The 24,347-nt window shown below is 65.8% G+C and carries 26 protein-coding genes; 3 read left to right on the forward strand and 23 right to left on the reverse strand.

Features of this window, described 5'->3' with window-relative positions:
* Positions 1-46: 46 nt before the first annotated feature.
* Together alaC and ACSQ3O_RS05665 are read left to right on the forward strand one after the other, a co-directional pair.
* Positions 47-1,273 (forward strand): alanine transaminase, encoded by a 1,227-nt coding sequence (gene alaC, locus ACSQ3O_RS05660; protein ID WP_146872254.1) that lies wholly within the window; start codon positions 47-49, stop codon positions 1,271-1,273.
* Positions 1,274-1,421: 148 nt separating this feature from the next.
* Complete coding sequence (locus ACSQ3O_RS05665; protein WP_436138153.1) at positions 1,422-1,799, forward strand: DUF4288 domain-containing protein; 378 nt, start codon at positions 1,422-1,424, stop codon at positions 1,797-1,799.
* A gap of 44 nt (positions 1,800-1,843) precedes the next feature.
* Here ACSQ3O_RS05665 and ACSQ3O_RS05670 read toward each other — a convergent pair whose 3' ends face one another.
* From ACSQ3O_RS05670 to ACSQ3O_RS05730, 13 genes are all read right to left on the reverse strand, one after another.
* Positions 1,844-2,071, reverse strand: coding sequence for a hypothetical protein (locus ACSQ3O_RS05670; RefSeq protein WP_146872253.1), 228 nt, complete (start codon positions 2,069-2,071; stop codon positions 1,844-1,846).
* A gap of 23 nt (positions 2,072-2,094) precedes the next feature.
* Complete coding sequence (locus tag ACSQ3O_RS05675) at positions 2,095-2,931, reverse strand: urease accessory protein UreD (RefSeq protein WP_436138154.1); 837 nt, start codon at positions 2,929-2,931, stop codon at positions 2,095-2,097.
* A 92-nt stretch (positions 2,932-3,023) separates the two neighbouring features.
* Positions 3,024-4,409: an FAD-binding oxidoreductase gene (locus ACSQ3O_RS05680; protein WP_436138155.1), complete on the reverse strand. Its 1,386-nt coding sequence runs from the start codon at positions 4,407-4,409 to the stop codon at positions 3,024-3,026.
* A gap of 101 nt (positions 4,410-4,510) precedes the next feature.
* Entirely contained in the window at positions 4,511-5,431 is a 921-nt protein-coding gene (locus ACSQ3O_RS05685) for an ABC transporter permease (protein ID WP_436138156.1), read from the reverse strand.
* Entirely contained in the window at positions 5,428-6,270 is an 843-nt protein-coding gene (locus tag ACSQ3O_RS05690) for an ABC transporter ATP-binding protein (RefSeq protein WP_436138157.1), read from the reverse strand. Before ACSQ3O_RS05690 ends, ACSQ3O_RS05685 begins: the two co-directional genes overlap by 4 nt.
* A gap of 73 nt (positions 6,271-6,343) precedes the next feature.
* Positions 6,344-7,348: an ABC transporter substrate-binding protein gene (locus tag ACSQ3O_RS05695; protein ID WP_436138158.1), complete on the reverse strand. Its 1,005-nt coding sequence runs from the start codon at positions 7,346-7,348 to the stop codon at positions 6,344-6,346.
* 85 nt (positions 7,349-7,433) lie between these two features.
* Positions 7,434-8,297 carry a creatininase family protein gene (locus tag ACSQ3O_RS05700; protein WP_436138159.1) on the reverse strand — a complete coding sequence of 288 codons (864 nt, stop codon included), beginning with the start codon at positions 8,295-8,297 and terminating at the stop codon, positions 7,434-7,436.
* A gap of 31 nt (positions 8,298-8,328) precedes the next feature.
* Positions 8,329-8,811: a RidA family protein gene (locus ACSQ3O_RS05705; protein ID WP_436138160.1), complete on the reverse strand. Its 483-nt coding sequence runs from the start codon at positions 8,809-8,811 to the stop codon at positions 8,329-8,331.
* Complete coding sequence (locus ACSQ3O_RS05710) at positions 8,808-10,127, reverse strand: amidohydrolase family protein (protein ID WP_436138161.1); 1,320 nt, start codon at positions 10,125-10,127, stop codon at positions 8,808-8,810. Before ACSQ3O_RS05710 ends, ACSQ3O_RS05705 begins: the two co-directional genes overlap by 4 nt.
* Before the next feature lie 23 nt (positions 10,128-10,150).
* Positions 10,151-10,738 carry an NAD(P)H-dependent oxidoreductase gene (locus ACSQ3O_RS05715; RefSeq protein WP_436138162.1) on the reverse strand — a complete coding sequence of 196 codons (588 nt, stop codon included), beginning with the start codon at positions 10,736-10,738 and terminating at the stop codon, positions 10,151-10,153.
* Positions 10,739-10,769: 31 nt separating this feature from the next.
* The gene (locus ACSQ3O_RS05720; RefSeq protein ID WP_436138163.1) at positions 10,770-11,072 is read right to left on the reverse strand and encodes a 2Fe-2S iron-sulfur cluster-binding protein; all 303 of its coding nucleotides are present in this window, start codon (positions 11,070-11,072) and stop codon (positions 10,770-10,772) included.
* Positions 11,073-11,263: 191 nt separating this feature from the next.
* A complete protein-coding gene (locus tag ACSQ3O_RS05725; RefSeq protein ID WP_436141079.1) occupies positions 11,264-11,920 on the reverse strand; it encodes a TetR/AcrR family transcriptional regulator in 657 nt (218 codons plus the stop codon).
* Positions 11,921-11,993: 73 nt separating this feature from the next.
* Complete coding sequence (locus ACSQ3O_RS05730; protein WP_436141080.1) at positions 11,994-12,509, reverse strand: nucleoside deaminase; 516 nt, start codon at positions 12,507-12,509, stop codon at positions 11,994-11,996.
* Positions 12,510-12,960: 451 nt separating this feature from the next.
* Between ACSQ3O_RS05730 and ACSQ3O_RS05735 the strand changes: the two genes are divergently transcribed.
* Positions 12,961-13,956, forward strand: a complete 996-nt coding sequence (locus ACSQ3O_RS05735) for an isopenicillin N synthase family dioxygenase (protein ID WP_298449960.1) — start codon at positions 12,961-12,963, stop codon at positions 13,954-13,956.
* A gap of 92 nt (positions 13,957-14,048) precedes the next feature.
* On the opposite strand, the gene ACSQ3O_RS05740 is transcribed toward ACSQ3O_RS05735, so the two are convergent.
* From ACSQ3O_RS05740 to ACSQ3O_RS05785, 10 genes are all read right to left on the reverse strand, one after another.
* Positions 14,049-14,465: a VOC family protein gene (locus tag ACSQ3O_RS05740; RefSeq protein WP_436138164.1), complete on the reverse strand. Its 417-nt coding sequence runs from the start codon at positions 14,463-14,465 to the stop codon at positions 14,049-14,051.
* A complete protein-coding gene (locus tag ACSQ3O_RS05745; RefSeq protein WP_436138165.1) occupies positions 14,462-15,469 on the reverse strand; it encodes an isopenicillin N synthase family dioxygenase in 1,008 nt (335 codons plus the stop codon). The genes ACSQ3O_RS05740 and ACSQ3O_RS05745 overlap by 4 nt, the downstream gene beginning before the upstream one ends.
* 13 nt (positions 15,470-15,482) lie before the next feature.
* The gene (locus tag ACSQ3O_RS05750) at positions 15,483-16,511 is read right to left on the reverse strand and encodes an ABC transporter substrate-binding protein (protein WP_436138166.1); all 1,029 of its coding nucleotides are present in this window, start codon (positions 16,509-16,511) and stop codon (positions 15,483-15,485) included.
* Positions 16,512-16,916: 405 nt separating this feature from the next.
* A complete protein-coding gene (gene otnI, locus ACSQ3O_RS05755) occupies positions 16,917-17,714 on the reverse strand; it encodes a 2-oxo-tetronate isomerase (RefSeq protein ID WP_436138167.1) in 798 nt (265 codons plus the stop codon).
* Between the two features lie 25 nt (positions 17,715-17,739).
* Positions 17,740-18,807, reverse strand: a complete 1,068-nt coding sequence (locus tag ACSQ3O_RS05760) for an alpha/beta fold hydrolase (protein WP_436138168.1) — start codon at positions 18,805-18,807, stop codon at positions 17,740-17,742.
* A 56-nt stretch (positions 18,808-18,863) separates the two neighbouring features.
* Positions 18,864-19,553 carry a class II aldolase/adducin family protein gene (locus ACSQ3O_RS05765; protein WP_436141081.1) on the reverse strand — a complete coding sequence of 230 codons (690 nt, stop codon included), beginning with the start codon at positions 19,551-19,553 and terminating at the stop codon, positions 18,864-18,866.
* Between the two features lie 17 nt (positions 19,554-19,570).
* Complete coding sequence (gene otnK / locus ACSQ3O_RS05770) at positions 19,571-20,848, reverse strand: 3-oxo-tetronate kinase (RefSeq protein ID WP_436138169.1); 1,278 nt, start codon at positions 20,846-20,848, stop codon at positions 19,571-19,573.
* On the reverse strand, positions 20,845-21,756 hold the full coding sequence (ltnD, locus tag ACSQ3O_RS05775; RefSeq protein ID WP_436138170.1) for an L-threonate dehydrogenase: 912 nt from the start codon (positions 21,754-21,756) through the stop codon (positions 20,845-20,847). Before ltnD ends, otnK begins: the two co-directional genes overlap by 4 nt.
* Positions 21,757-21,793: 37 nt before the next feature.
* Positions 21,794-23,161, reverse strand: a complete 1,368-nt coding sequence (locus ACSQ3O_RS05780; RefSeq protein WP_436138171.1) for a GntP family transporter — start codon at positions 23,159-23,161, stop codon at positions 21,794-21,796.
* A gap of 324 nt (positions 23,162-23,485) precedes the next feature.
* A complete protein-coding gene (locus ACSQ3O_RS05785; protein ID WP_436138172.1) occupies positions 23,486-24,265 on the reverse strand; it encodes a FadR/GntR family transcriptional regulator in 780 nt (259 codons plus the stop codon).
* Between the last annotated feature and the right edge of the window lie 82 nt (positions 24,266-24,347).

Raw genomic sequence — 24,347 nt, forward strand, 5'->3', positions numbered from 1 at the left:
CACGTCGCTCGGACGGTTCCGGGCGCTTACGTGAAAGTCACACCGCATGTCTGCATCGCAGGGCAAGCGCCGTTTTGCGCGCATCGATCGCCTCCCTCCCTACGTCTTCAACATCACGGCCGAACTTAAGTTGGCCGCCCGCCGCCGGGGCGAAGACATCATCGACATGAGCATGGGCAACCCCGACGGGGCCACGCCACCGCACATCGTCGCCAAGCTCACCGAAGTGGCTCAGCGGCCCGACACCCACGGCTACAGCGCCAGCAAAGGCATCCCGCGCCTGCGCCGCGCCATCAGCCACTGGTACAAAGACCGCTACGCGGTGGACATCAACCCCGACACCGAGGCCATCGTCACCATTGGCTCCAAGGAAGGCCTGGCCCACCTCATGCTGGCCACGCTGGACCGGGGCGACACCGTGCTGGTGCCCGACCCGAGCTACCCCATCCACATCTACGGCGCGGTGATTGCCGGTGCCGACATCCGCAGCGTGCCCGTGGCGCCCGATGTGGACTTTTTTGCCGAGCTGGAAAAGGCCATCCGCGGCAGCTACCCCAAGCCCAAGATGATGATCTTCGGCTTTCCCAGCAACCCCACCGCGCAGTGCGTGGACCTGGGCTTCTTCGAGCGCGTGATCGCCCTGGCCAAGAAGCACGACATCCTGGTGGTGCACGACCTGGCCTATGCCGACATCGTGTACGACGGCTACCGCGCCCCCAGCATCATGGAAGTGCCCGGCGCCAAGGACGTGGCGGTGGAGTTTTTCACCCTGAGCAAAAGCTACAACATGGCCGGCTGGCGCGTGGGCTTCATGGTGGGCAACCCCGACCTCGTGGCGGCGCTCGCCCGCATCAAGAGCTACCACGACTACGGCACCTTCACCCCCCTGCAGGTCGCGGCCATCGCCGCACTGGAGGGCGACCAGCAGTGCGTGAAAGACATCGCCGCCCAGTACCAGCGCCGCCGCGACGTGCTCTACAAGGGCCTCACCGAAGCCGGCTGGGCCGTGGACTGCCCCAAGGCCAGCATGTACATCTGGGCCCGCATCCCCGAGCCCTACCGTGCGCTGGGCTCGCTGGAGTTTGCGCGGCAACTGCTGGACAAGGCCAAGGTGTGTGTGTCGCCTGGCATTGGGTTTGGCGACCAGGGGGACGAGTACGTGCGGTTTGCGCTGATCGAGAACGAGGCGCGGATTCGGCAGGCGGTGCGGGGGATTCGGGGGATGTTCAAGGCCGATGGCTTACTGAAGGTGCCAACTGTGGCGCCGGTGTAAGCCAGCGAGAACTGCCGGTTTGAGGATCACACTACACACGGACTCCGAGCGGTTGGCCTTGAACGGGGCCACCGTTCGGTGTCCGAAAAAACCGCTGCAGAGCATTTCAATTGACAGGCTGTAGCGGCCCCATGCATGGAATTCTTCAATGGGATACGACAAGAATATTTCACCTGTGGGCTGGTATGTGGTTTCCTACCTGCTGCGCTTCGTGGAGTTGAATGACGACAGGAAAGACGATGATGAAGCTCGATTCCTGTCTTGGGAAAACACCGTTCTTGTACGTGCGTCAAACCTCGATGAAGCCCATCAAAAGGGTCTGTCGGTTGCTCGCGAGAACTCGAAACCCTACAAGGGTGGGCCCGAAGGTGTACCTGTTCAATGGAGGTTGGTAGGTATCACTGATGTCCTGCCTATCTACGAAGAGCTGGGAGATGGGGCGGAAATCATGTGGACGGAGCGTGCCCCTCGAAAGCTCAAGAACCTCAAACAGATGGTCAGGCAGAAGGGGGATTTTCGGCAGTAGATGCCAATCCCTACGCGGATGTTGGAAATCATCGGCTTTCGAAATCAATCCCTGGGGGCGCTTTCCCAAATCAGCCCTGCGCCAAAGCTGAATATCACTAGCAAAACGCCGTACCACCCGGTGAACCAACTGATGTTGATAGCCAAAAAGACGGCTGAAATCAGCGCAAAAAGCACCGCGAGTCCAATGCGCCAGTGAAACGCCAACATCGTGATCAGTTCAAAAAGGGCGTCCATACAACCTTTCAATTCAGCCGGATTGTCGTCGGCCACATGCGCCGCCTCACGCGGCCCACCTACATCGCCCAAATCCTGGGCGCCTCCCCCTCCAACCCCCACAACACCTCCCGCCAAACCACCCGCACGGCCTTGAGCAGCCTCATCGCGGGCTCCACCTGCGGCGCCAGCACGCGCACCACCACCATGCGGTCGTTGGGGCTGGTGGCGCCTGCAGTGGCCTTGACCTGGGGGTGCTGATCCATCACCGCACGGGCGGCGTCCAGGGCCGCGTCGCGGCGGGTGCGGTCAAGGGGCGTGCCTGCGGCAAAGAACATGCTGGCCGTGCAGCGGTGACCTGCCAAACCCAAAGGGCTGCTCAGCAGCCGGTCATCGGCGGCGTCGATGACGCCGCGCTCCAGCCACAGGCCGGGCACTTCCAGGTGCTGGGTGAAGCGGCCTTGTTCAAACGGCTGGCCCGCGTGCGGCAGGCCCAGCGCAGTCACGTCCCAGGCGATGCATTCGGCGCCGGGGGCGAGGTTCAAAGTGAGGTGGTTTTCAGCATGGCAGGCGCTGTAGCAAAGCGCCTCCAGCGGCAGCCATTCCAGGCGTGCGCCTTCAGCCAGGGTGAGGTGGCTGCGCTGCAGTGCCAGCGGGCCGGTGGAGCGGTAAAAGCGCGTGGCGCCGGGCGTGGTGACCAGGCCGTGGGCGCCTGGGCCCACGGTGGCGGTGATGTCCAGCGTGTCGCCACCCACCAGGCCGCCGGGCGGGTGCACCAGCACGTTGTGGCAGATGGCGTCGCCCTCGGGGTACAGGCTTTGCAGGATGCGCAGCGGCCCGTTGTGCTCGTAGCGGGCTACCGTGCGGGCGCTATGTTCTGCCGTGTAGTCGAGCTGAAGGCGGGCGTGCCAGGGCATGTTTCGATGGTTTGCTACTAAATGAGTAGCTGATTATGCCCTGCAGGTAAGCGGTAGAGGCCCGTGGGTGCGACACGCGCCACCCGTTTTCTCTACGCTGTTTGGCGTACAGGTGTCTGCACGGGGGCTGTGGGTTCGGCCGTGTACCAGCTGCGCAGCTTGCCGGGGTTGAGCAGGCCCTGCGGGTCAAAGCGGCGCTTCATGCCCACCACGGCCGGGTCCAGGTGGTTCTGCTTGCCGTCTTCCACGATGTACACGTGCGGGTTGTTGATCTGCACGCCGTGGTCGCGGTAGATCTGCATGATCTGGTTCAGGCGCTCCTCGGTGGTGTAGCGGATGATCTGCAGGCCGCTGCAATTGAAGGCGCCTTCCTTGGTACGCAAGAACTCCAGGTGCATCATCACCTCGCCCTTCAGCGCGGCCTCCAGTGCGCGCACTTGCTTGAGCCGGTGCATGGGGTTGAAGCCGCTCTGGATGTAGGTCAGGCCTTTGTCCACCTTCAGGGCGTGCAGGGTGGTGTGGTTCCAGGTGTATTCGAGCAGCGTCTTGTGGCTGCTGGCCACTTCGTCGGCCGTCTTGCGGTAGGTGACCTGGCCGCCGTGCTGGGCCACCATGTCGCGCATGCCTGCCTCGGAGTGCGGGGCCACCAGCAGCAGCACCGCGTGCTGATTGGCGGGCAGGTGCTCGGCCAGGCTGGTGAAGTACTGCGGGATGGGGGCGGCTACAAAACATACCTCTTTTTTCTCCAGCCCGGGTGCGCTGCCAAAGCGGTCGGCAAACTCCAGCGCCGCATCGAACTGCGCGAAGGTGGCGATGCATTCGGTCCACTCCACGGCGGGGGTCAGGGCCACTTCCAGCTCCAGCACGATGCCGTTGGTGCCGTAGGTGTGGTGCAGCAGCATGGCCTCGGGGCCGCGCAGTTCGATGACCTGGGGTTCGGGCTCCACCGTCATGGCGCGCACGGCCAGCACGTTGCCGGGCGCGGCCAACGGGCCGTGGTTGATGGAGCCAGCGCCGCCGAAGCCACCGCCAAACAGCCCGCCCAGCGTGGCGCTGCGGTAGGTGCTGGGCAGCCAGCGCAGTTCTTGCCCCTGGGGCTTGGCCTGCGCGTCGAAGTCTGCCAGCCGGATGCCCGACTGCGCGCGGCCCACGCCGCCGCGCACCCAGCCAAAGGCGTTGTAGCCGGACAGGTCCAGGATCACGCCGCCGTGCAGCGGCGTGCTCTGACCGTAGTTGCCGGTGCCGCTGCCGCGCACGGTGAGGGGAATGCCCGCACTGGCGCAGGCGGCCACCACCTGGCGGATTTCTGCTTCGGTGCGCGGGCGCACGGCGATGTCGCCGCGCTTGCCCGCCAGGTCGCGCTTGAGCACGGGGCTGAACCAGGCAAAGTCCTGCGAGAGGCGACCCACGCGCAGCGGGTCGGCGATCCAGTCCAGGTCGGGCAGCAGGTCGGGCAGTTGTTGGGCGGTGGTGGTCATGTCGGTATCTCCTTGGCCGCTGGTGGCCGTTTTGGGCAAAAGGAAGCCCGTGCCGCGCGCCAGTGGCTGCGCGCGGTGTGTTGGCGATGGGGGTGAAAGGTCTAGTCGTGCGACGTTTCGCTGGCGTGCCAGCCGCCCAAGGCGACGCGTGTGAGCCATGCCATCAGCACGAAGAGCGCGACACCGGTGAGCGAGATCAGCAGCAGCGCAGCAAACATGCGCGGGATGTTGAGCTGAAAGCCTGCCTGCAGGATCTGGTACGCCAGCCCGGCACCCTGGCCCCCGGTGCCCGCCACAAACTCCGCCACCACGGCGCCAATGAGCGCCAGGCCGCTGGAGATGCGCAGCCCGCCAAAGAAGTAGGGCAGGGCGCTGGGGATGCGCAGGCGCAGCAGCGTTTGCAGCCGCGTGGCGCGGTTGAGCTGGAAGTAGCTTTGCAGGTCAGGCTCCACACTGCGCAGGCCCAGCGTGGTGTTGCTGATGATGGGGAACAGGGCGACCAGTGCGGCGCAGATCACCATCGAGGCCGTCGGGTCCTTCACCCAGATGATGATGAGCGGCGCCACGGCCACGATGGGAGTGACCTGCAGCAGCACGGCGTAGGGGAAGAGTGCGGTCTCGATGCGTTTGCTCTGCACAAACAGGAACGAGATCAGCACGCCCGCCACCGTGGCCACCACAAAGGCCAGCACCGTGATCTTGACGGTGACCCACAGCGAGCCGCCCAGTGCGGCCCAGTCGGTGAACAGCGTCTTCATCATCAGGATGGGCGAGGGCACCAGGTAGGGCGGCAGCTCCATGGCCGTGACCAGCCCCTGCCACAGCGCGATCAGCACCAGGCCGACCAGCACGGGGTAGACCACGCGCTGCACGCGGGGTTGGGCCATGAGCGGCGGGCGTTTGGGTGTGGCCTTGGCGGCAGGTTTGGCAGCGACTGGTGCAGGCGCTGAGCGCGGGGCGGCTGCGGTATGGGCGGTGACCACCGGCGACGCCATCGGTGCGGAAGGGAAGGGGGTGCTCATGCCACGGTCTCCTCGGTGTCCACGCTGGCGCGCAGCAGGCTGTCCTGCAGCAGCTTGGCGTAGCGGCTGAATTCGGGCGACACCATGAAGTCGGCCGTGCGGGGGTAGGGCGCGTCGATGCGGAACTCTTCGACCACGCGGCCGGGGCGCGCGGCCATCATGACCACGCGGCTGGAGAGGAACACCGCCTCGTGGATCGAGTGCGTCACAAAGATCACGGTGAGCTTCTTCTTGCGCCACAAGTCCAGCAGGTCGGCGTCGAGCTTGTGGCGCGTGATTTCATCCAGTGCGCCAAAGGGCTCGTCCATCAGCAGCAGGTCGGGCTGGGTGACCAGGCCGCGCGCAATCGATACGCGCATCTGCATGCCGCCCGACAGCGCTCGGGGCAGGGCGTTGGCAAACTTGGACAAGCCCACCAGCGCCAGCGCTTCGGTCACGCGCGCATCGGCCTCAGCACGCGGCACGCCCGCCAGGTCCAGCGGCAGGCGCACATTGGTCTGCACACTGGCCCAGGGCATGAGTGTGGGCGACTGGAAGACAAACGCCATCTTCTTGCCGCTTTCGTCCAGCTGCGCCACGGGCTTGCGCCACAGGTGCAGGCGGCCGTCGGTGGGCTCCAGCAGGCCCGCCACCATTTTCAGCAGCGTGCTCTTGCCGCAGCCCGATGGGCCGAGCAGGGTGACGAATTCGCCTTCCTCAATGGTCAGGTCCACCGGCAACAGGGCCTGCGTGCCGTTGGGGTAGGTTTTTTCGGCGGAGAGCACCTCCACGGCGGGCGTGTAATGGGGCAGCGGTGCCTGGGCGTGTGCCAGCGGCGGAGATTCAGCGGGGGATGTCATGGTCGCCTTTCGATGGATGCGGCCGGGCGGGGGTAGGTTTGCGCACCGGCCGCTGTTTCAGGGCTGTCAGGGCTCAGGGCAGAACCTTGAGGTCTTTGACGAAGGCGGTGGTGTAGGTCTCGGTCAGCTTGACCTTGGCGGGGTCGATGAGCTTGGCGTCCACCAGGAAGTCGTAGCTGGCCTTGGCGCGCGCGTCGGTCATGATGCCGATGCCCATGGTGGCTGCGTCGCCACCGGTCGCCATGCCCATCTCCTTGAGCTTGGCCACGCTGTAGGCGAGCTGCTCGTCAGTCATGTTGGGGTTGTCTTTCTTGATGAGCGCGTTGGCGGGGGCCGGGTCGGCCAGGTAGCTCTTCCAGCCTTCCATCGACGCCTTCACGAACGAGGCCACTGCGGCGCTGCGGTCCTTCACCGTCTTTTCCATGCACGAGATGGTGGTGGCGTAGGCGGGGTAGCCCTGGTCGCTGAACATCAGTGTGTTGGCTTTGACGCCCGCCTTGGCAATCGCAAACGGCTCGGAGGTCAGGTAGCCCTGCTGGGCGCTGTTCTTGTCGGCGACGAAGGGCTGGATGTTGAAGGTGTAGGGGCGGGTCTGCGAATCGGTGAAGCCGTACTTGGCCTTGAGCCAGGGCCAGTAGCCGCGCTGGGCCGACGATGCGATCAGGATGGTCTTGCCCTTGAGGTCTTCGAACTTCTTCACGTCCTCGTGCGCGATGAGCACCTGCGGGTCCTTCTGGAACACCGCGGCCACGTTGACCACGGGCACGCCGCCTTCACGCATCTGGATCATCTGCAGGTCGCTCGATCCCATCACGCATTCGGCCTGGCCAGCGGCCATCATCTGCACGATGTTGACCTGCGGGCCGCCCATCTTGATGGTCACGTCCAGCCCGTACTTCTTGTACAGGCCCGTGGCCACCGCCTGGTAGAAGCCGCCATGCTCGGCCTGCGCGTACCAGTTGGTCATGTAGGTGAACTTCTCTTGCGCTTGGGCAGTGCTCGACATGGTGCCGACGGCACCCACAGCGAGCAGGGCGGCTGCACCAATTTTGGAAAGGCGGGAGGCGGTCTTCATCATGGTGGTACTCCGGTAGGGGGTGGAGGTGGAACGAAGGGACAACGAAGGGAAAGGAGAAAAGGATTGGCAGTGGCGTTCGCAGGTTTCAGGCCAGTGCGGACGGGTGCTCGATGTGGCCGGTGTGATGGGCGCGGCCCCAGGTGGGCTCAGCGCGCGGTGCCCACTGCAGCTTGTGCAGCTCGGTGATGGCGGCGGCCCAGCTCACGGCCAGCGATTCCAGGATGGCGTGGCCCTGCTCGGCCGTGGCGGGCAGCGGGTCGCCAATGATTCCGCTGGGACCGAAGTCGCGGGCGCTCCAGGCGCAGGCCGGGCGGCCGTCGGGCGAGAGCAGGGGCGAATCAAAAACGGGTGGGTAGTTGACCACCGCGCGCTCCATGTGCACGGTGTCGGGGGCCAGTGCCAGCATCAGTGCGGTTTCGCCGTGGCCCGCATGCATGGCCAGACTCTTTTCCTTGTCGGAGAGGAATTGGCCCGCTACGTGCGGCACACGCCAGGTGAAGCTGGGCACCACGATGAAGTCGCCATGGCGCAGACGCAGCTCGCGTGCACACATCTCCATCACCTGCGGCTGGCCGCCGTGGCCATTGACGAACAGCAGCTTGCGAAAGCCCGCGCGGTACACCGACTCGCCCACCTCGTTCATGGTGGCCAGCAGGGTCTCGCCGCTCAGCGTGACGGTGCCGGGGAAGTGCAGGTGCTCTTCGGACTTGCCGTAGGTGATGGGGGCCATCGCAAACGCGGGCACCTCAGCCGGCAGGCGCGCTAGCGCATGGCCCACCACGCCTGCGCTGATGACGGTGTCCACCGCACAGGGCAGGTGCGGGCCATGCTGCTCTGTGGCACCCGTGGGCAGCACGATGACGGTGTTTTCCTTGTCGGGCAGGTCGGCGATCTCGGTCCAGCTCAGGTAGGGCAGGTAGCGGTGGGGTGGGGTGTAGCCGTGCAGCATGAAAGACTTTCGTGAGGGTGTTGGGGGTGGATCAGCGCTGTGGCAGATAGGCCGTGGCTTCGACCTCAATCAGGATGTCGGGCGTGGGCAACATGCCGCTCACTTCCACCACGGTGGACGCGGGGGGCTCGCCGGGGAAGAACAGCTTGCGCACGCGGCTGTACTGCGGGAAGTGGTCCAGGTTCTTGAAGTACTGCACCAGCTTGAACACGTCGGACATCTGGCCGCCCGCTGCCTCGACGGTCTGGCGGATGCGGTCGAGCACATACCAGCTCTGCGCGAGGATGGGGCCCTCTTTGATGTCGCTGCTGAACTCGCCGGTGCGGCCAATCAGCGTGGCGGCCTCGTCGGGGATGTCGGCATAGCCGCGCACGATGCGGCTGGCGGCGGGGTCCACGGCGATGATCCCGCTCAGGTAGATGAAGTCGCCTGCGCGGCGCCATGCGGCGTAGCGGGCCAGGGGCTGGGCGATGCCCGGTGCAGGGGCGGTGGCAGTGGCAGATGCGGTGCTCATGCGAGGCTCCTTGCGGTTTGGGTGGTGGGCACATGCCAGGCAGCCGGTGCATGGCCGTTGGCGACGCGGCCCTGGCGCAGCACCACGCGGCCCTGCGCGCCTTGTGTGCGCGATGGAAAGCCCCAGTGGTCGGCCTGCGTGAAAACCAGCAGGTCAGCCACCGCGCCCGGCTGCAGGGGCAGCGCGGTGGGGCCGGTGCGCAGCCAGTCGCTGCGGCACAGCGATTCGCTCCATTGGTCGAAAGGTGTCTCCAGCTGCGCCGCCAGCACGCCCGTGGCCAGGGCCTCCAGCGGGTCGAAGCTGCCCACGGGGCAGAACGGGTCTTGCACGTTGTCGCTGGCGACCAGAACGGGGATGCCGCGTGCGCGCGCTTCCTTCACCAGCGTCAGGCCACGCTGGCGCGGTGTGCGGCCGGTGGTGGCGTCTTGCAGCAGTAAATTGGTGATGGGCAGCGTGACCAGGGTGATGGGGCTTTGCGCCACGGCGTCGAGCGTGGCGAGGGCGGTGGCTTCGTCCTGTGCAGCCAGCGCGCAGGTGTGGCCGCAGACCACATGGCCTTCAAAGCGCAGCTCCTTCAGCAGTGCTGCCGTGGTTGCCAAGCCCTGGGCGCCGGGGTGCAGTTCTTCGTCCACATGCAGGTCCACGTTCAGCCCGTGGTGTTGTGCGGCTTCTAACAGATGGCGCAGCGCCTGCGGGTCCCAGTTGGTGGAATGCACAAAGCCGCCCAGCAAGGCGCCAGGGCCGCTCGCAGCCACGGTGGCGGCCAGCCGCAGGGCCGCGCTGCGGTCTGCGTACAGGTGCAGGGGGATCAGGCTCACGCGCTCCAGCGTGATGCGGTCGGCCCAGTCGTGCGCCAGTGCGCGCAACACGTTCCAGGCCAGTGGCTGAGCGTCAGGTTCCCACCAGTCGCAGTGGGTGCGCAGGTGCACGGTGCCCGCGTCGTAGGCCCATTGCAGCGCGCGGCTGGCGCGGGCGTGGATGTCGGCTTCGGTCCAGCCCTGGCGGTCCACCATCATGGCCTCGATGGCGCCCAGCAGGCCGGGTTTGACCACGCCCATGCGGGGCAGGGTGAAGGCCTTGTCCAGGTGGGTGTGTGCATCCACCAGGCCGGGCAGCACCAGCGCGCCTGCCACGTCCCACACCGTGCCGTGGGGCGCTGGCTGGGAGCCATAGGGCAGCACCTGCACGATGCGGCCCTGGGCCAGGTGCAGGTCGGCCAGTGCGGGCTGGTGGCCCTGCTGCGGCCATGTAGCGGGCAGCAGCCAGCGCGGCAACCGGGCGCGCAGGATGTGGTCGGGGGTGTTGGATGCGTGCATGCCGTGGTCCTTAGAACGCTTTCTTATGCAAAGCGCGCCATGGCCTGGCCCACGCGGGCCTTGAATGCCGCGAGCCGGGATGGTGTGGCCACGTTCATGTGGTAGTAGGCGTGGTAGTCCACCCGCGCCTTGCCGCCCGTGAGCAGGCGCATGTAGCGGGTGATCGACTTGCGTGGCGGGTCGCCCATGAACAGCGCCGTCCAGCGTGGGCGGCCGTAGGTGACCACGGCCGAGATGCGCTGGATGTGCGTGAGCGAGGGTTTGACGTTGTGCGGGTCGCTGATGTCAAAGGCCACGCCGGGCATGAGCACGCGGTCGAAAAATCCCTTGAGCATCGCCGGCATGCCAAAGCACCAGGTGGGAAAGCAGAACACCACTGCCTCGGCCCAGAGCAAGCGGTCCACATAGCCCTGCACGGGCAACTGGTTGCTGGGCACCTCGTGGTAGCCCAGGCGCTCCTCGCGGGTCATTACAGGGTTGAAACCCTCGGCGTACAGGTCGCAGTCGTCCACCTCATGGCCCGCGCCGCGCAGCTGCTGCACCACCTCTGTGTGCAGGGCGGCGTTGTAGCTGGTCTCTACCGGGTGGCAATAGATCACGAGGATGCGCATGGCGGGTGTCCTTCGGGTGCGTGGGATAGACCTAGATGTCCAGGGTGAGCGTGGCGCTGTGGCTGCGTGCGCAGCACACGGCGACGTGGGTGGCTTGCTCTGCAGCGCTCAGGCAGCTGTCGCGGTGGTCAGGTTCGCCTTCCAGCCAGCGGGTCACGCAGGTGCCGCACACGCCCTGTTCGCACAGGGTTTCCAGCGGCACGCCAGCGAGCTGCAGCACGTCGGCCATGCTCTCGCCGGGGCCCACAGGCAAGCGCATCTGGCTGCGCTGCAGGATCAGCTCGAACGTGTGTTCTGTGCGGGTGGCGCTGGCGGTGTCAGGGGCTGTCTGCATTGTTTGACCATGTGATTTGATCGATTGGTCAAACTATTGCAAAGGCTGTGCCAGCCACAAGAACCCGTCAAACGTCTTTGTGGTGGATCAACGCGGCCTTATCGCGACGGATTTACGCCGCTTGCTGGTGCGCATCACGCCCCCGCAGGCCGTTTGGTGCCCGTACCACGCCCAGAAATGGGCGTTGGGCTTTAGTCTGGTGCGAGGCCGCAGCCCAGCAGCACAAAGCTGGTGAGTTCGCGCACGATGGGCTCGCGGTCGATGGGCTCGTCGGGCGCCAGGCCCAGCATGATGTGCACCTGCACCCCGTAGTCGGCGTAGTGCTGCGTCATGCCCCAGATCTGCATGAGCAGCAGCGTGGGGTTGACGGCGCGCATGCGGCCTTCGGCGATCCAGCGGTGGATGAGGTCCACCTTCTGCTGGGTGGACTTGACGGCCACGGGCCAGTATTTGCCCAGGTTGCGCCCACCGCCCAGCACCTCGGTGGTGAAGATGCGCGACAGGCCCGGGTTGTCCAGCGCGTAGTCGAGCTTCTTGCGCACGTAGCTGCTCAGCACCGTCTTGGGGTCGTTGCTGTTGGCGTCAAAGATGAAGGCACCCGACCAGCCGTTGAGCACCGAGTACAGCAACTCTTCATACAGTTCCTCTTTGCTGCTGATGTAGTAGTGCAACTGCGGCTTGGTTAGGCCCGCACGCTCGGCAATGGCCTTGGTGGATGCCCCTTTGAACCCATGGCGGCTGAACTCGGCAATGGCTGCATCGCGGATCGCTGCGAGGATGCGTTCGCGGCCCTGTTTGGCGCGGCTGAGCAGCGCGCCGGAGGCGGCTTCGGCTTCGGATTCGGTCATGGCTTGGGTACGGGGCATGGCTGACGGAGGATGGCAGAGTGTGCGCTGCAGATTCTGCCCGCGCAGCAACGGGTCAGACTTTCCAGAACCCGATATGCGGCGCGCTGGCCTCGTCGACCAGTGCCGGGCCAATGCATTCGATGGCGTGAGGCGACGCGGCAAACACGTCGCGGCACGACAGCTCGGCGTCGCGCTGCTCGGCCCGCTCGCCCCGGAAGACGCGCAGGCGCTCCGCATCAATGCCAAACACCACGCGCCCAATGCCCGACCAGAAGATGGCGCCCGCACACATCACGCAGGGCTCGGCCGATGAATACAGCGTGGCCTTGGCCAGGGCATCGCGCCCCACGCGCGGGCTGAGCTGGCGCACCGCATTCGTCTCGGCGTGGCCCGTGCAGTCTCCGGTCTCGGTGGTGTTGCAGTAAGCCTCGGCCAGCAGGCGCCCTTCGGCACTGATGACCACCGCACCAAACGGGCGGTTGCCGCGCGCGCGGGCCGTGCACGACCACGCGATGGCCTGGCGCAGGTAGGTGCCGTCGGTGTCGTTGATGGGGGTGGGGTCGTCAAAACTGGCGGGGGGGGCAGACATGAGCGCGTGCATGGTGTGGGTGTCTCCGTCGATGGTGGGTGGGTGGCTGTCGTTGTGCAACGCCGGACTGTCTGCACGCCCGCCGTTGTGGTGCAGGGCGCTATGCATTTGGCATGCCAATCACAATCAGTGACATGTATGCATGGCTTTTGATGCGCTGTGCACAAGCGCTCTCACCCTGCGTGGATACACAAGCAAGGTGCTGTGGGCATTCTTCTTGCATCGCTTTTGGCAAGAGTAGAAGCGTTCACTGCGTTGCCCCCAGTGCCATCCTGCACGGGGCGATGCCAGTCGGAAATTGCTCTTGAAGCCCGCTGTGCGCACAGCGGTGTGCGTTGGCACATCGTGGCTTCAAGGGTTGAAAGGACGGCCGCTGCAGGCGGTGCCACCCACTCTTGAAGCACCCAGCGGGAGGGCCTTTCTTCCTTCCACTTGTCTTCAGGAGAACTGCATGACCACCACTGCCACCTACGACCTCGCCGAGCTGCAAAAAGAAACGCGCATGGGCGCGATGGGCTCGGAAACCGCGAGCCGCGAAATCCGCCGTATCGACCTCAGCGACTTTGCGCAGCGCAAGACCGAGATTGCCGACCAGCTGTGGGACGCCGCCGTCGATGTTGGCTTTTTCCAGATCGTAAACCACGGCATTGACCTGGCCGAGGTGCACAACGCCTTTGCAATGACCGAGCGCTTCTTTTCGCTGCCCGACGCCGTGAAGGCGCAGTACCCGCTCAAGAAAGCGCTGAATGTGGGCTGGGAGAGCCGCGCGCAGGTGCGCCCCTCCACCGGCACGCCGGACCAGAAGGAGTCGTACCAGATCACCCGCCCACACATGGCGGGCCTGTGGCCCACCGACGAGGAGCTGGCGGGCTTTCAGTCCACCATGCTCGCCTTCGAAGGCCAGTGCTGGCAGGTGGCCATGCAGGTGCTGTCGTGCTTTGCGTGGAAGCTGGGGTTTGACGAGGCCTTCTTTGCCCGCGCGCACGACCCTGCGCAGGCCAGCTACCAAAGCACCTTGCGCCTGCTGCACTACTTTGCGACCCCGCCCGAGCAGCAAGCCCACCTGGGCCTGTGGCGCGCTGGGGCGCATACCGACTTTGATTGCCTGACCCTGCTCTTTCAGCGCCAGGGCCAGGGCGGCCTGCAGGTGTGCCCGGGCAAGGAGATGGACACCCAGGCCTGGACCTCGGTGGAGCCCGACGAGCAGGCGATCACCTGCAACATCGGCGACATGCTGATGCGCTGGAGCGACGACCAACTGCCCAGCAACTTCCACCGCGTGAAGAACCCGCTGCCCGGCGAGTACATGGGGCCGCGCTACAGCATCGCCTTCTTTGCCCAGGCCAACCGCGATGCCATCATCGAAGGGCCGGGCAAGAAGTACCCCGCGATTGCCGCCGGCGACTACCTGAACCAGCGGGTGGCGGCCAACTTCAAGGCCTATTGAGGCGCGATGGATGGCGCAGGGGTGGGCGTTGGTTCACCCCGCTCATGCTTTGGCGGGCACCGCCGTTGTTGGCCTGACCCGGTAGGGGCGGCTCAAGCAACGTTGCGGGGCACGCCCACAGCGCTGACCCGGAACACGTTGTCCTCCGGGTCCGCCAGCACCGCCTGCCATTGGCCGTAGTAGGTGGCGTAGGGTGGCTTGATGATCTGCCCGCCCAGAGCTTTTGCCTTCTCGCTGGCAGCGTCCACGGCATCTGGCATGTCCAGCATGAAGGTGGCGTAGCCTGTCACGCTGCGGGGTGACTGCAAGGCTGCGCCAGGCTGCCGGTCGGCGAGGTTCAGCAGGGCATAGGCCTCGGGGGCGTTGAAGCCGAGCTGGAAATGCTCGGTCTCCACCGCCCGGTAGATGGCCGAGCGCGTCCCCGGCGCCTCGGGCAACTGCAGCAGGCCTTGATAGAACTGCAGTTGTGCCTCGATGTCCTGGCACAGCAGGTTGAACCAGAGCCTCATGCCATCACCGCCGCGATGGCTGGGGAGGTGGATGTGGTGGTCTGACCCAGGCCGTAGGTCTTGCGGTACATGGCTTGCAAGTGCTCGCCCACGGTGCAGGGTGCAAAGCGCGGCGCCTCACCGGCAGGCACACAGGTGGAGACGGGGACCACCTGGGCCTCGTAGTCGGGCGTGTAGAAGAACGGAATGGAGTAGCGCGGTGCGCCCCCGCTGTGCACGTTGCGCACGCGATGCGGGTTGGACCGGTACAGCCCGTTGGTCCAGCGCGGAATCATGTCGCCCAGGTTCACCACCAGCGCGCCCTCGATGGGTGTGGCGGCCACCCATTCGCCGGTGGGCAGCTTCACCTCCAGCCCGCCATGGTGGTCCTGGGCCAGCAGGGTGATGGCACCCCAGTCCGTGTGCTCGCCCGCGCCAAAGGTGAGTGCATCGGCGCTTTCAGGATGCGGCGGGTAGCGCAGCAGCCGCAGCGTGAGCATGGGGCTCTGGTGGGTGTGGTCGAAGTAGTCCTCGGGCAGGTCGAGCGAGACAGCCAGCAGCTGCATCAGCCGCAGGGCCAGTTGCCGCATGGCGGCGATGTAGGTGCGGCTCTGGGCGGCCAGCTCGGGCAACCCCTCTGGCCATTGGTTGCTGCCGTAGGAGTGGTAGCCGCGCTGCACGTACGGATGGTCTGCCGCGTAATCCAGCCCGCAGTAGAAGCTCTCCTTGAGGTCCGGGCGCGCATTTGCGTCCAGGGTCTGCCCGCCCAGGCTTTCGTAGCCCCGCATGGCGGGTGAGTGGTGCAGCGAAATCGCATCTTTGGATGCGAGTGGCAGGTCGAAGAACTGCTGCGCCAATTCAAACTGGCGCGCAATCACGTCCTGTGGCACGCCGTGGTGGTGCACGTAGAAGAACCCTACGCCCATGCAGGCCTGGCGCAGTTGGGTGGCCACGGCCATCACGGCAGGGCTGCGCGGTGCGCCCGGCTGCAGGGCGCCGCTGAGGTCGATGAGGGGGATGCCCATGGCTTTCCCCGGGTCAGGCCTTGAGCTTACGGTCTGCGGCTGCGGGCAGGAAGCGGTCGGTCCAGATGTCGGCCACCGCCAGGCTGCTCTTGAGGCCGAAGGCCGCCACGGTCTCATCGATGGTGGCCTGCAGGCGCACAGGCGTGGCAGCACCCCAGCCATTGGCGCGTGTCTCGGCGGTCTTCATGGTGCCGTCCACGATGAGCTGCAGGCGCTCGAACTCGATCTCTTCATGGGCCAGGGGCTCGCGGGCCTTGATGGCGGCAGCGCCGGCGCGCGGGTCGGCAATGGCATCGATCCAGCCGCGCGTGGTGGCCTTGAGGAAGGCCTTCATGGCATCCGGGTTGTCTTGCATGCTCTTGGCGTTGGCGATCAACCCGTTGCCGTAGGACTTGAGACCGTAGTCCGAGAAGCGGAACACCGTGATCTGATCCGGCGTCAGGCCCCGCGCCTTCAGGTTGAGCAGACCGGTGAAGAAGAAGTACGCCGCTGCGTCAAAGTCGCCTTTCACAAAGCGCGTGTCGCCAATGTCGGGCGCCACGTTCTCCCATTTCACGCCGCTGCCATCAAAGCCCTGTGCCTTGGCAAAGGCAGGAAAGAGCTTGCGCGAGGCGTTGAAGGGCTGGCCCAGGATGGTCTTGCCCGCCAGGTCGGCGGGTTTTTTGATGGCGCCATCCTTGCGCACCATGACCGAGTTGGGGTTCAGGTCGTACTGGATGGCGACCGCTGCCAGTTTGGACTGCGGGTTGGCGGTGTTGAACTCGATCATGGTCGAGAGGTCGGCCGACGCCACGTCATACGCACCGCCCGCCACCAGGCTGATGGCCGAGGCAGACCCGTTGCCCGTGTCGATGGTGACGTCTAGGCCTGCATCCTTGTAGTAGCCGCGCTGCTGCGCCAGCAAAAAGCCCGCGCCCGAGGCCTCAACCTTCCAGCCCAGGTTGAACTTGAACTTTTGCAGATTGCCCTGGGCGCGCACAAACGGTGCGGCAGACAGCAGGGCGGCGGCGCCAGTGGCGCGGATGAGGGAACGGCGTTGCATGTTGGAGCACTCCTGGTCGTTGGCGGATAACCACGGCGGAGTGAAAAGCCAGGCTTCACACCCCTCCGAACGGGGTGCATGCAATCAACCGACAGGGCGCTGGGGCTGCAAGGTGGGGGCCGCGGCCTCCTGAAGACGCACAGTCCTGCGCGCCCGTGGTGGCGTCAGTCCATTGCATGCTTCAAGAGCAATTTCCGGGCGGTGGCCGCTGAACGCTTCTACTCTTGGCGCCGGCGTATTTGCAGGATCTGTGCCATGCGATCCCGTCGTATGGGCTATACCCGAACACCCTTGCGCGCCACACCATGGTGCGCGCTGCACCAGCGTCTGGCGCACAGCGGCAACTGTGGTGCAGAACGGGCTTAGAGCCTGTTCACGATCCCCTGCGAGATCGTAAACAGGCTCTTACAGCCAGGGCTTGAGCCAGCCCAGCCCGTCGCTGGTGGCGTGGGCGGCGGCGCCGCGCGCGGGGCGGTATTCGCAGCCAATCCATCCGTCGTAGCCCAGGTTGTCCAGCAACTTGAACAGGTAGGTGTAGTTGATCTCGCCCACATCGGGCTCGTGGCGCTCGGGCACACCGGCAATCTGGAAGTGGCCGACGTTGCCGGTGGGCAGGTACTGGCGCACCTTCATCGCCAGGTCGCCTTCCACGATCTGGCAGTGGTACAGGTCCATCTGCACCTTCACATTGGCGGCACCGATCTCGGCGATCAGCGCGTGGGCCTGGTCCTGGCGGCTGAGGAAGAAGCCGGGCATGTCGCGGCCGTTGATGGGCTCCAGCAGGATCTGGATGCCGTGCGGCGCAGCCTGCTCAGCGGCGTAGCGCACGTTGGCGATGTAGGTGGCGTGCACGGTGGCCGCATCTGCACCCTGGGGCACCAGCCCGGCCATCACGTGGATGCGGGGGCATTGCAGGGCCTGGGCGTATTCAACGGCCTTGGCAATGCCTTCGCGGAACTCGGCCTGACGCCCCGGCAGGCAGGCCAGCCCGCGCTCACCCGCGTCCCAGTTGCCGGGAGGCGCATTGAACAGCACCTGCTGCAGGCCGTTGGCTTGCAGCCGTGTGGCCAATTCTTGCGCGGGGTAGGCGTAGGGAAAGAGGTATTCCACCGCCTTGAAGCCGTCGCGGGCAGCGGCGGCAAAGCGGTCGAGAAAGTCCACGTCGTTGTAGAGCATGGACAGGTTGGCGGCAAAGCGGGGCATAACAAAGTTTCCTGAAAAATGCGGGTCAGCGGCGCGGTGTGTTGGTGAGCACCTGCGCCAGCCGGTCTTGGTAAAAGCGCGCCAAGCCCACCGTGCTGTGGCCGAGGGTGTCGGCGCTGGCAGGGATCACGTAGGCCTGTGCTTGCGGGATGCGGGCGATGGCTTTGTCCAGCACGCCCAGCTCGGGCGGGTTGCGCTCATCGTCTGCCGAGTTGATGGCCAGCACGCGCGCGGTGATGCGTTCCAGCCCGGGCTCGGGGTCGTAGTCGCGCGAGGCCTCCCACTGGTAGATGTGGTCGTTGGCATCGCCACGGAAAGGGGCTTTGAGTCGCTGCTCCACCAGCGCATCGGCCGCAGCGCGGGTGGGAGCCAGCTTTTGCAGGCCCTGGTTGCCGCCGTTGGTGCCCGTGCCAAAGAACACCGACGCGAACTGCAGGCTGCGGGGCTGGCGGGTGTAGTTGCCACCCTGCCATTCGGGGTCGTTGCGGATGGCATCGACCAGCAGGCGGCGCATCATCCAGTTGCGGCCCGACATGGCGGTGGGCAGCGAGGCCATGGGCACGGCGATGTCCATGAAATCGGGGTAGCGCTGGGCCCATACCCAGGTGTGCATGCCGCCCATGGAGTTGCCGATGATGGCGCGCACATGGCGCACGCCCAGGTGTTCGGTCAGCAGGCGGTACTGGGCCCGCACCATGTCGTCGTAGTTGTAGGCCGGAAAGGCAGCGCGCAGGCCGTCAGATGGCTTGCTGGAGCGGCCTGTGCCGATGGCATCCGGCAGGATGATGAAGTGCTTGCGCGCATCCAGCGGCTGGCCGGGGCCAAACAGCGTGCCTGCAAAGCCGGGCGTCAGCATGCTCTCTGCCGAGCCGTTGGTGCCATGCAGTACCAGCACCGGTTCGCCGGTGGGCTCGCCCACAGTGGAGTAGGCCAGCTTGAGTTCGGGCAAGGTCTGGCCCGTGTGGAAGCGGAAGTCCTTGACGATCCACTCGCCGTGCTTGGGGGCGGGGTAGTCTGCAGCCGATGCGCCGCCTGTGGCCAGCACACCCAGCAGCATGGGGGCGAAGGCTTTGCGCCAGAAAGAAAGGGTCATGGTTTGTCTCCTTGTGTTTTTTCTTTCGTCCCTGCGCCATGGGCACAGTCCGCCCGTTACCAGTGGGCACCAAAACTCTGGCGCAGCTCCTCGATCTGGGGCTCGGTCAGCGGTGTGGGGTGGGGCTGGCACAGCATCCACAGGCGCGCGGTTTCTTCCAGTTCCTCCAGCACGGCCATGGCGGCGGCAGGCGTGTCGTGCCACACGTTGGGGCCCAGGCGCGCCAGCATCACCGCGCGCACAGGGCTGCCCTGTTCGGCATAGCGCGTGATGGTCTGCGCCACCAGCGCGGCCGCTGCGGCATCACCGGGGCGGTGGTAGGGGATGTGTGGCACGCGGCCCACCTTCATGACGAAGTAGGGCGTGATGGGCGGTAGCAACTGCGCGTCGGGCGCCAAGCGGCAATCTGCAGCGGTGTCGGCTTGCAGCGAACATGCGACCAGATGCATGCTGTGCGTGTGGATCATGCAGCGGGCGGGTGCGGCTGTCGATGCCGATGCCTCGTAAATCTGCTGGTGCAGCGCAATGGTCTTGCTCGCCCGGTCGCCCGCCACCTGCTGGCCTTGGGCGTCCAGGCGCGCCAGCCGCTCGGGCTGCAGCGTGCCCAGGCAGGCATCGGTGGGGGTGATGAGGTAGCCATCGGCCAGGCGCACGCTGATGTTGCCTGCGGTGGCGTGCACATAGCCCCGCTCAAACAGGCTGCGGCCCACGCGGCAGATCTCGTCACGGGCCTGGCGCTCATCCATGAAGGCGGGGGTAGCGGTCATGCCTGCAATTGTGCAAAAGCCTTGGTGAAAAAGTCGGTACTGCCAAAATTGCCCGACTTCAGCGTGATGTGCAGCCCGTCCTTGGCGTCGGGCGCAACGGCATGGCACCACGGCACGCCGGGGTCAATCTGCGCGCCAATGCGCATTTGTGTGATGCCCAGGGCCTGCACGCAGGCACCGGATGTTTCACCACCCGCCACGATCAGCTGGCGCACACCGCGCTGCACCAGGCCGCGCGCAATGGCGGCAATGGTGTCTTCCACCATGGCCCCGGCCTTCTCGGAACCCAGCTTGCCTTGAATGGCGCGCACGGCCGAGGGTTCGGCGGTGGAGTACACCAGCACCGGGCCTTTGCCGATGTGGCCTTCCGCCCAGGCCAGCGCTTCGGCGGCCACATCCACACCTGCGGCGATGCGCAGCGGGTCGATGGCCAGGGCGGGTTGGCCCGCCTTGATGAAATCCATCACCTGCTGGTTGGTGGCTACCGAGCAACTGCCCGACACGATGGCCTGCAGCCCTTGCGCGGCGGGCAGGCGGGCGGCCTCGTTGCTGGGGGCCACGCCAAAGTTGCCCGGCAGGCCGATGGCCACGCCCGAGCCGGCGGTCACCAGCGGCATGCCCTTGAGCGCAGGGCCCAGGCGCAGCAGGTCGGCGTTGGACACCGCATCGACCACGGCCATGCGCACGCCTTCGGCCTTGAGTTGGTCGATGCGCGCGCGGATGGCAGCCTCGCCCTGTGCTACCACGCTGTGGTCGATCAGGCCCACACGGCTCTCGGTCTGCGCCTGCAGCACGCGCACCAGGTTGGGGTCGGTCATGGGCGTGAGCGGGTGGTTCTGCATGCCGCTCTCGTTCAGCAGCACATCGCCCACAAACAGGTAGCCCTTGAACACGGTGCGCTTGTTGTCGGGGAACGCGGGCGTGGCGATGGTGAAGTCGGTGCCCAGGGCCTGCATCAGCGCATCGGTCACGGGGCCGATGTTGCCCTCGGCCGTGCTGTCAAAGGTGGAGCAGTATTTGAAGTAGATCTGCTCGGCACCTTGTGCCTTGAGCCATTGCAGCGCAGCCAGCGACTGGGCGATGGCATCGCCCTTGGGAATGGTGCGCGACTTGAGTGCGACCACGATGGCATCAGCCTCGGTATCGAGCGGAGCCGTGGGAACGCCCATGGCCTGCACCACGCGCATGCCTGCACGCACCAGGTTGTTGGCCAGGTCGGTCGCGCCGGTGAAGTCGTCGGCAATGCAGCCCAGCTGGGCACGTGCGCGTGTCATGCCTTGTCCCTCCCTTCGGGCAGGGTGATGCCGGGGAAGATCTTGATCACAGCGCTGTCATCTTCCTTGGCAAAGCCTGCGGTGGATGCCTGCATGAACATCTGGTGCGCGGTGGCGGCCAGTGGCAGGGGGAATTTGCTGGCGCGTGCGGTGTCCAGCACCAGGCCCAGGTCCTTCACGAAGATATCGACGGCCGACAGCGGCGTGTAGTCGCCCGCCAGCACGTGGGCCATGCGGTTTTCAAACATCCAGCTGTTGCCCGCGCTGTTCGTGATCACTTCATACAAGGCGCTGGCTTCCACGCCTTCGCGCAGGCCCAGCGCCATGGCTTCGGCGGCCACGGCGATGTGCACACCGGCCAGCAGCTGGTTGATGATCTTGACCTTGCTGCCCGCGCCTGCCTTGTCACCGAGGCGGTATACCTTGCCAGCCATGCCGTCGAGCACGGCGCCCGCAGCGGCATAGGCCTCAGGCTTGGCCGAGGTCATCATGGTCATCTGGCCCGATGCGGCCTTGGCTGCGCCGCCGGAGATGGGTGCGTCCACATAGTGCAGGCCCAGGGCGTTCAGGCGCGCTTCCATCGCCACCGACCAATTGGGGTCCACCGTGGAGCACATCACGAAGGTGCTGCCGGGGCGCATGGTGCTGGCTGCACCGCCCTTGCCGTCATCGCCAAACAGCACGCTCTCGGTCTGCGCAGCGTTGACCACCACCGACACCACCACATCACTCACCGCTGCCAGTGCAGCGGTGGTGGCGTGTGCTGTGCCACCGTCTGCCACAAAGGCATCGGCCACGCCGGGGCGCACGTCGCACACGTGGATGGTGAAACCGTTGTTGCGCAGGGTCTTGGCAATGCCAGCGCCCATGGCGCCCAGGCCGATGATGCCGACGGTGGGTTTTGTCATGTTGTCAGTCCTTCAATGAAATTCAAAACGGGGGCGTTCAGGCCACCAGCACCCAAAGCAAGGCGGTGAGGGCAAAGCCCGCAATGCCCAGCACAGTGGTCAGCACCGTCCAGGTGCGCAAGCCATCGCCCACGCTCAAGCCCAGGTAGCGGGTCACGATCCAGAAGCCCGAATCGTTGACGTGCGACAGGCCCAGGCTGCCAAAGCCAATGGCCACCGTGAGCAGCGCCACTTGCAAGGGGGAATACCCGCCACCCGCCATCGCATCGGCCAGCAAACCGCAGGTGGTGATGATGGCCACGGTGGCCGAGCCTTGGGCAGCGCGCAGGGCCAGCGCAATGATGAACGCCAGCAGGATAAGAGGCAGATGAGTAGCGGTGAGGCTTTGCGACAGCGCAGCGCCAATGCCGCTGGCGGTGAGCACCTTGGCAAACACGCCGCCTGCACCCGTCACCAGGATCACGGTGGCAGCGGGGGGCAGGGCGGATTCCATGATGGCGTTGGTGCGCTCACGGTTCCAGCCCTGGTTGCGGCCCAGCAGAAACATCGCCAGGCCCACGGCCACCATCAGCGCAAAGATGGGCGAGCCGATGAAGCCCAGCACATTGCGCAGGTTGTCGCCCTTGGGCAGCAGCGTGGCGCCGGTGGTGCCGGCCATGATGAGGGCCAAGGGAATGATGATCAGCGCCATGATGGTGCCGACGCTTGGAGCAGCGCTTGCTTTGCTGGCCTTGCTGTCTTCGCTGTTGCCAAAAGCGGCAAACTGCTCAGCCGTGGTGGGCAGCATGGGGTAGCCCTTGCGGTTCAGCCAGCCCGCCACGACCTGCGACAGCGCCGCCAGCGGGATGCAGATGGCCAGGCCAATGATGGTGATCCAGCCAATGTCGCCCTTGACGATGGCTGCCCCGCCCACGATGCCGGGGTGCGGTGGCACCACCACGTGCGCGGCCAGCATGATGCCCGCCACGGGCAGGCCGAACTTGATGGGGTTGACGCCTGCCGCCTTGCAAAAGCCGTAGACGATGGGCACCAGGATGATGAAGCCCACATCAAAAAACACCGGGATCGCCAGCACCAGCGCGGCGGCGGTGAGGGCCATGGGCACCCGTGTGGGCCCCAAAAGCTGCGTAAAGCGGTTGGCCAGGCTGGCTGCGCCGCCCGAGACCTCGATCATGCGCCCCAGCATGGAGCCCAGCGCCACCAGGATGGCCACTGAGCCCAGCGTGCCGCCCATGCCCGCAATCAGGGTGCCGATGATGTCGCCAATGGGCATGCCGGTGGCAAACGCCACCAGAAAGCTCACCAGCATCATCGCCACGAAAGCGTGGACCTGCCAGCGGATGATGAGCAACAGGAGCAGGCCAATGCTGCCGGCGCCGATGCCGAGAAGTGCGAGGGTGGACATGAACGGGGTATCTCCGGGATGGAAGGGGGCAGGCCCAGGCAGCCAAAAACAGGCCCTGGAGCAGCCCTGTTTTGGTGCCTGGTTGCACCTTGGTTGGTGTGTTTATATGGTTATCATACAAATTATCGTGCACCGCTTTTGTGCGGGTTAACCCGCATACATGGGCTATAGGGCTGGATTGTGCGGCGCTATTTGAAGGTTTTTGGGCCCTCTGCGCGCGACTGGTAAGCGATGTAAGCTATTAATTTTATAGCAATTGGCGTGGGCATCCCTGATTCGCCCGCGCAGCGCCACTGCGCTGCAGGAGTCGGGCCCGCGCCGGGCTCAGAGCACCAGGGGGGTCGATGCAGCCACCAGCGGCTGCGCCAGCCGCGCGCCGTCCTGGGCCCAGAACGTGAGGTCGGCCTGCTCGATGCGGGCCAGTGCATTCTTCATGTGCTGGGCTGCAGCCGCCCGTGCAGCCACCGGGTCGCCCGCCTCGATGGCGCGCACGATGTGGGTGTGCTCGTGGGTCACCGCATCGGCAAAGTCGGTGCGCCGCGCCTCGTTGGCGCGGGTCACACGCGTGGCGCCTTTGAGGAACTGGGCCAGATAGTCCAGCGTGCTGATCATGAACGGGTTGCCCGCCGCCTGGGCAATGGCGCGGTGGAAGAGCACGTCTTCCTCCACCCCGTCGCGGCCTGCACGCACGGCATGGGCAATGTGCTGCATGGCGGCGCGAATGGCGGCAATGTCTTCATCGGTGCGGCGCAGGGCCGCCAGCTCGGCCACCTCGGCTTCGAGCGCACGGCGCACTTCCACAATCTGCATCACCGCTTCGCGCGATGCCGCAAGGGGTACATCGAACTGCAGCGGCTCGATGCCCGGTGCCAGCACATACACGCCGCTGCCCTGCCGTGAGTCCACCAGCCCCAGCGACTTGAGGCGCGAAATGGCCTCGCGCACCACCGTGCGGCTGACCTGGAACTGCTGCGCCAGCACCGCCTCGGTGGGCAGCTTCTCGGACGCCTGGATACGGCCCGCGCGAATCTCGGCCTCCAGCGCGCTGGCCACCTGGTCGGAGAGCTTGGCGTTGGGTTTGACGGCGGAGAACGGCGAAGACATGGAATGGGTGGGGCGGGCAGTGTGGGGCGTGAACGTGGTGCCGGGTGGTGCGGGCAGGCGTTGGGCGCAATGGACTTTACCC

It is taken from the genome of Acidovorax sp. LjRoot74, from assembly GCF_964254355.1.
GTDB lineage: Bacteria > Pseudomonadota > Gammaproteobacteria > Burkholderiales > Burkholderiaceae_C > Acidovorax.